Below are 6,953 nucleotides of genomic sequence, written 5' to 3'. Positions count from 1 at the left end.
GTCGAGCGGCTCCATGATCGCAGTGTGTGCGTCCCGTCCCCCGGGATTTATCCGCCTGGGTGGCCTGAAACCTATCCCTTACTGATGTGGGTGCCGTTGGCGGAGGACGCGCCGTGCACGTTCATCCGCAGCATTCGGAACTGGCTCCGGAGCGTCGTGCCGCCCGTCACCGAAGGGCCAGGCGCGCCGCTGCCACGTCAGCGGCCCAGACGGCGGTGCCTGTCGAAGCGCACCAGGACGCGCACCACGCGCCACACCCCCGCCGCCCCGCCGAGCACCGCGCCCGCCTTGAGGGTGAGCTCCCGTGTCCGGCCGGACAGGTCGAAGGGCAGGGAGAGGACCGCGACGGCGGCGAAGACCGCCGCCGCGAGCACGGTGGCGGTCACCAAAGCGAAGACGATCTCCACCGTCATAGCGTCCTTCTCGCCGCGCGACTCATGTCCCATGTCCATCCGGCGAGTCTCTCATCCTCCGCCTGGGGGGAGGGGTCCCGGCCGGGTGGCTGGCACCCGACCGCTGTTAATGTCAGGGCAGTTGAGGCAGGTGGGGGTATGGACCGGGGGGTCCCCGCGCGGTGCGCGTCCTCCGCCTCGGCTCACTTCATTCGGGGAGGAATTCTTCTTTGCGTCAGTTCAGGCAGACAAGAACGGCAAGGCAGTCGAAACCGGCAACACCGGCGACACCGGCGGGACAGCTGCGGCAGATACGAACGCGCCGTCCCGCGCGCGCCGCGGCGTTCGCCGTCGCGCTGGCCGCGGCGCTCGCCACGGTGACCCCGCTCGGCGCGGGCACCGCGGCCGCGGCTCCGGCGGCGGCGCCCGCGGAGTTGGTGATCCCCGCCGAGCGTAATCCGGCACCGGACGCCGGGCAGATCCCGGCAACCGGGACCACCGGCTTCCTGCGGGGCGGCACGGAGACGGGCGTTCAGTGGGTCCCGTACGACGGCAGCGCGCCCGTCCCGTACGCCAACCCCGGGGGAGACCGGCTCTTCGGTACCGGCGGCGATCTGATCGCCCGGCTCGACACGGACCGGAACCAGGTCGACTTCACCGACGTGCGCGGCACCACCGTGAGCAGCGTCCCCATCCCGGCGGGCCAGCGCTTCGCGGCCCTGATGGGCAATGAGGTCGTCACCCACGAGTATGTGGAAGGCGCCGTCGTCTCCGTACACGCCCTGTCGGTCAGCGGCGGGACGGTCAAGGACCGCACGGTCTGGGGCTTCCGGCCCGGCACCACGGACATCCATGTGGAGGAGGGGGACAACCCGAAGGGCTTCTTCCTTTCCTACCGGCTCGACGGCCAGAAGCGCTGGACCTGGGTCAACTCCGTCACCCTCGGCCTGCGGCCCGTCGACAACGCCCGTGCCCTTTACGCGGTCGGCGACTACGTCTTCGTCGTCACGACGGACCTGCGCCTGCAGATCTGGGACGCCGGGATCCTCGGTGGTCCGGAGCCGCTGTACGAGCGGGAGTGGACCGAATTGGACGTGCCGGTCGGCGTCGTCGGCAACCAGGTCATCTCCGGCTCGATACTGGAGCTCAATTCCTGGAACACCACGCTGACGGCGTCCCCCGTGACCGGCGGCCCGGGACGCGCGGTCCTGGAGCAGGTCCGGGGCGACATCCGGATGACCCCGGACGGACGCCTGCTGGCCGTCCGCTTCGGCGACGATGGGTCCCGGACGGTCCACGCGCTGCGCGTCGACATCAACGGAGGCGCCTTCCACGTCGACACGGTCCTGCGGATCCCGCTCGTCGCGAACCTCCGCCACCGGGTGGCCGTTGCCCAGGGCGAGCTGACCACTGTGGACCAGATCCCGTGGAAGCCGCCCACCGTGCGCAGCACCCGGCTCTCCGTCACCGACACGGTCACGGCCGAGCCCGCCCGCGACCGGGGCGGCGATCTCTTCGACGCCTGCCGGCGCGACGAGGGCTGCCCCGTGTTCACGCCCACCGGGGACGGGCGGTTCGTCTATCAGGACAACCGGGAGGCCCTGTTCGCGCTCGGGCGTGACGGGGAGATGCCCGGCGCGCCCGTCGCGGCCGAGGGTGTGGTCGGCGATGTCGAGGCGTCGGGGCGGTATGTGTCCTTCCGCTCCTGGAACGGCGCCCAGAAGATCCTCGACCTCGACACCCGCAAGACCGTCTACGAAGGGTCCCGCTTCACCGGGCGTGCCACCTCGCTGGACGGCTCGACCTTCTGGTGGGACGGCGACACCCCCGGCACCGTGGAGGCCGTCGACATCGGCACCGGCGCCGCGCTGCCCCCGGTGAAGCTCGCCGACTGCCACCTGGCGGATCTTCAGGTACGGGGCGGCTCCGCGTACTGGAAGTGCGACGGCGCCTCCGGCGTCACCGACCTCGCCACGAAGACCACCGTCACCCTGCCCGCGCACGACACCGCGGTCCTCGGCGCCGGCTACGTCGCCCACGCGCGGGACGGCGCCCTGTCGCTGACCCCGCTCCGCGGCCCGGACACCGCGACCCGCGCCATCGGCCGTCCGGTCGACGCCCGGCCCGGCAACGGCTGGGCCGTGGACCGCTTCGGCGGCCACCTGGTGTGGGTGGACGAGCAGCAGCGCACACACGTGGTGCCGAGCGGCGTCTTCACACCGACCCTCTCCGCCATCGACACCGCCCAGCCCGTCGCCGTACTCGACCGCAAGGCACCCGTGCCGCCGACCTGGTCCGGCAAGTGGTGGTTCTCCCAGCCGGTCAGCCGCTGGAGCGTCACCTTCGTGAGCGACTCGGGCACGCACCAGCGCACGCTCCAGGGCTGGGACGACATCCGCGGCGCGCTGGCCGTGACGTGGGACGGCACGGACTCGGCCGGGCAGCCGATGCCCGACGGCGTCTACCGCTGGACGCTGACCGCCGAGCCCGTCTCCGGCAAGGTCACCCAACCCCTGTACCTGTACGGGGAGGTGGCGCTCACCCGCCTCAGCTCGATGGCCTCCGGCCGCTACCAGCCGGTGCCGCCGGCCCGCGTCATGGACACGCGTGACGGCACCGGCGTCACGAAGCGCAAGGTCGGCCCGGGCGACGAGGTCACCCTCCAGGTCACCGGCCGCGGCGGGGTCCCGGACTCCACCAGCATTTCGGCCGTGGTCCTGAACGTGACCGCGACGAACCCGACGGCGTCGACGTACGTGTCCGTGTACCCGTACGGGACGACCCGGACCAGCGCCTCGAACCTGAACGTCGTGGCGGGGCAGACGGTCCCCAACCTGGTCGTGGTGCCCGTGAAGGACGGCAAGGTCACCTTCTACAACCGCAGCGGCAGCCTCGACCTCCTCGCCGACGTCGCCGGGTACTACTGGCCGGGCGAGACGGGCTCCCGCTACGAGCCGGTGGCTCCGGCGCGCGTGATGGACACGCGTGACGGCACCGGCGTGGCGAAGGCCAAGGTCGGCGCGGACAAGACCGTCTCCCTGACGGTGGCGGGCAGCGGCGGCGTTCCGGCGGCGGGGGTGACGGCCGTGGTCCTGAACGTGACGGCGACGAACCCGACGGCGTCGACGTTCGTGTCCGTCTACCCGTACGGGACGGCCCGGACGAGCGCGTCGAACCTGAACGTGGTGGCGGGGCAGACGGTGCCGAACCTGGTGGTGGTGCCGGTGAAGGACGGGAAGGTCACGTTCTACAACCGCAACGGGAGCGTCGACCTGCTCGCCGACGTCGCCGGATACTTCACCAGCGGCACCTTCGGCTCCCTCTACGAGGCGGTGGCCCCGACGCGCGTCATGGACACGCGTTCCGGTACCGGCGGCGTGCCGAAGGCCAAGATCGGCGCGGACAAGACCGTCACCCTGACGGTGGCGGGTCGCGCCGGTGTCCCGGCGGCGGGGGTGACGGCGGTCGTCCTGAACGTGACGGCGACGAACCCGACGGCGTCGACGTTCGTGTCCGTGTACCCGTACGGGACGACCCGGACGAGCGCCTCGAACCTGAACGTGGTTGCGGGGCAGACGGTGCCGAACCTGGTGGTGGTGCCGGTGGAGGACGGGAAGGTCACGTTCTACAACCGCAACGGGAGCATCGACCTGCTCGCCGATGTCGCCGGGTACTTCGGTCCCTGAGGTGGCGTAAGTGAGGGTGAGGGCCGGGTGCACGCCGAGGGGCGCACGCCCGGCCCTCGCGCTTCCCGGCCGCCGGGGGACGACAGGGGCGCCCTTTGTGGTGTGCGGGGCGGATCCGTTGTTCGGTGGCGGCTCCGGAGGTAGCTCCGGCGGTGGGGGCCGGGGGATGGACGGATCACCGGCTGAGGGGGAAGGCCGCCTGGAAGGCCAGTCGACGGGGCGCGTCCGCGCCGAGGCGGGTGAGGAAGTCGTCGAGCGCGAGGTACTCCTCCCAGGGCTCGCGCCCCGTGGCTGAGGCCAGCGCCTGCACGAGCCTGTCCTCCAGGGCGGCGACCCGCTTGTCCTTCCATACCTTGTCGGCCGTGCTGACGAGGAGGTCCTCGACCGTCGCACCGGGGCCGTCCCAGGTCGCGTGGGTGGCGGCGAACCGAGACAGCCCGGGTGCGAAGCCGTGCTCCAGAAGGAGATCCCGGCCCGCGTCCTCATGGGCTGCCCCCGGCCCGGAGAGCTCTTCGGGGTGCAGGATCTCGACCACGTCATGAGTTGCCGCGCCGCAGGAAACCGCCCTTGGTGTGACGGTCAGGAACACTGATGATGCGTCCTTTGCCTCTGCTGCTTCTGGCTCTGCTCATACCAACCTCGACCCCGGCGGTATCCGGCACCTCGTCGCCGTGGCCTGCGGGCACGGCGGTGCGGGGCCCCCGTCTCCGGCGGTGTTAGCGTGGCACGGGGCACCAGGGCCCGTCAGCGGCCCGGGGCCGTGCCCCTTGCCGATCGACGAAGGCCGCCATGTCCCGACGCTCTCTCTCCTCGCGTCCCGCAGCGGCTCGCCTGCGAAACCGTGCCGTCGCCGGCTTCGGAGACGGCACGATGGTCCTGAAGACCGTGGTGGCGGCTCTGCTGTCGTGGTGGGCGGCCGACGCCCTCTTCCACCTGCCGCAGCCGATGCTGGCTCCGGCCGGCGCGATCCTGACCGCCCAGGTCACGCCGTACGGGACGATGCGCAAGGCGCTCCAGCGGGCCGCCGGAGTGGTCTTCGGAGTGCTTCTCGGCGCGGCCGTGGCCACGCTCATCGGTACCGACGCGCTCGCGTTGGTGACGGTGATGCTGGTGGGAATGTTCGCGGGGCGGCTGCTGCGACTGGGGCCGCAGATGCACCAGGTCGCCCTCACCGGCATTCTCGTCCTCGGCAGCAGCGAACACCTCGGCTACGGCACCGCGCGGCTGGAGGACAACATCCTCGGGATCCTCGTGGGCACGGCCGTCGCGCTCGCGGTGCCCACGCCCGGGTTCGTCGACAAGGCCCGAGCCGACACCGCCGCGCTGACCAAGGACATGTCCGTCCTGCTCACCGACATGGCCGGGGCCCTGGACCGCCCGGACTGGGGCTCGGCCAGCGGGCGGTGGGTGGCCGCCGCCCGCGCCATCAGCGTGCGGCTGGACCTGGTGCAGGGAGCGGTGACGCAGGCCCGGGACGCGTCGCGGTGGCGGAGCCGCCGCCGCGCGGCCGAGGTCGACCGGCTCGCCGAGGCCGCCACCGCGCTGGAGCACATCAGCCACCAGATCCGCGGCATCGCCCGCGGCCTGTACGACCTGAACTTCCGCGAGGGCCGCTCCCCGGCACTCCAGGACTCCGAGCCCCAGGCGCACGGCCTCGCACCCGCGGCCCCGCCCGGACTGGACGGCCTGCTGGAGGCCCTGGGCGCCGTACTGACGGATGTCGCCGACCGCCACCTCGGCCCGGGAACCCCCGCCGAGCAGGACAGCCGACGCCTTCGCGCGCTCCTGGGCGAGGCGGAGACCCGGTTCCTGGACTGCGCCGTCACCCAGTCGCCCACGTACGGCCACTGGAGCGTCCTGTGCACCGCGGGCATCCTTGAGGACACCCGCAAGATGCTCCACGAACTCGACCCTGATCTGGGCCCTCACCAGCACGCCTTCCGGTGAGCTGCCACGTCGCCCTCCGGCTTGGACGCCGGTCCCGGGTAAACGGTGGTTCCTCGCCGGAGATAGAGGGCAGCGGCCGGAAGGTGTCTTTCAGCAGCGCCCGGCCGGGGATAACGTCCGGCACGCCCGGAAGATCAACACGCCGACACGCAGGAGTTCCCGGTGACCGACCGCTTCACCTCGACCTGACGGCGCTCGCGGCAGCGCTCGACACCGCCGATCAGACTTCGTCCGAGACGGCCCGGCTGGCGCCGCAGCAGCCCGGTGACGAGCCCGCACTGTCCTACAACCCCGAGACGGGCCAACTGCACTCGACCCGCGATCCGGGTCAGGTCGCCCGCCTCGACCCGAAGTTCCAGGACTGGATCGTCCGCACCGTCAAGGAGTCGGCCGCACAGCCCCCGGTCCGGTCGTCCGGCTCGGACCAGGCCCCCCAGCCGTACAACTACAAGTACGACGTCACCGAGTCCGGGACCGAGCTCCACAGCGGCGGCGAGGAGACCGGCAACGAGTCCGGGCGGGTGGAGGGCTCGTACTACGTCCTGCTGCCCGACAATCGGCTGATGACCGTCACGTACTACGTCGATGGAGAGTCCGGGTTCGTCCCGCAGATCTCCTTCCAGGAGAACGCCAACCCCTTCTAGACCCGGGGCGGCGGGGCCTCTGCCCACCCGGTAGCCCGGCCGAGCACGCCTTCGGCCTCGTGTATCCGACCCGCGCTCCGTCCGCAGGGGGAGCGTGACTCGGCAGAGCCGCAGTGCCCGCCCCGCATCCGACCAGGGGCTACGCCGCCGACGTAGCCCACGGCGCTGCTGCGCGGCGTGTAGGACCGGCCGTGTCACCGCCCGCTACACCGCACGTCGACCTGCTCACCGTGGGCGCGGAACTGGAAGCGGATCGGCACTTGGCATGAGCTCGTCCCCGGCCT

The 6,953-nt window shown here is 71.8% G+C and carries 5 protein-coding genes; 3 read left to right on the top strand and 2 right to left on the bottom strand.

Annotated elements, in window-relative coordinates; all coding sequences use genetic code 11:
- Nucleotides 1-197: 197 nt before the first annotated feature.
- The gene (locus AB0C99_RS24655) at nucleotides 198-452 is read right to left on the bottom strand and encodes a DUF6332 family protein (protein WP_362478834.1); all 255 of its coding nucleotides are present in this window, start codon (nucleotides 450-452) and stop codon (nucleotides 198-200) included.
- A 317-nt stretch (nucleotides 453-769) separates the two neighbouring features.
- Between AB0C99_RS24655 and AB0C99_RS24650 the strand changes: the two genes are divergently transcribed.
- On the top strand, nucleotides 770-4,078 hold the full coding sequence (locus AB0C99_RS24650) for a hypothetical protein (RefSeq protein ID WP_362478831.1): 3,309 nt from the start codon (nucleotides 770-772) through the stop codon (nucleotides 4,076-4,078).
- Between the two features lie 175 nt (nucleotides 4,079-4,253).
- Here the strand turns inward: AB0C99_RS24650 and AB0C99_RS24645 are convergent, their stop codons facing one another.
- Entirely contained in the window at nucleotides 4,254-4,613 is a 360-nt protein-coding gene (locus AB0C99_RS24645) for a hypothetical protein (protein WP_362478828.1), read from the bottom strand.
- A 335-nt stretch (nucleotides 4,614-4,948) separates the two neighbouring features.
- Here AB0C99_RS24645 and AB0C99_RS24640 point away from each other — a divergent pair, with 335 nt between their 5' ends.
- Together AB0C99_RS24640 and AB0C99_RS24635 are read left to right on the top strand one after the other, a co-directional pair.
- A complete protein-coding gene (locus tag AB0C99_RS24640; RefSeq protein ID WP_362478825.1) occupies nucleotides 4,949-6,025 on the top strand; it encodes an FUSC family protein in 1,077 nt (358 codons plus the stop codon).
- An 83-nt stretch (nucleotides 6,026-6,108) separates the two neighbouring features.
- Nucleotides 6,109-6,669 (top strand): chitin-binding domain-containing protein, encoded by a 561-nt coding sequence (locus AB0C99_RS24635; RefSeq protein ID WP_362478822.1) that lies wholly within the window; start codon nucleotides 6,109-6,111, stop codon nucleotides 6,667-6,669.
- Nucleotides 6,670-6,953: the final 284 nt, after the last annotated feature.

This window comes from Streptomyces sp. NPDC048659 (genome assembly GCF_040650575.1).
Classification (GTDB): domain Bacteria; phylum Actinomycetota; class Actinomycetes; order Streptomycetales; family Streptomycetaceae; genus Streptomyces.
This window is presented reverse-complemented; position numbering and strand designations above follow the sequence as displayed.

Excerpts from the sequence above, each read along its gene's own strand:
- AB0C99_RS24655 (WP_362478834.1), bottom strand. The coding sequence starts at position 452 with ATGGACATGGGACATGAGTCGCGCGGCGAGAAGGACGCTATGACGGTG.
- AB0C99_RS24640 (WP_362478825.1), top strand. The coding sequence starts at position 4,949 with ATGGTCCTGAAGACCGTGGTGGCGGCTCTGCTGTCGTGGTGGGCGGCC.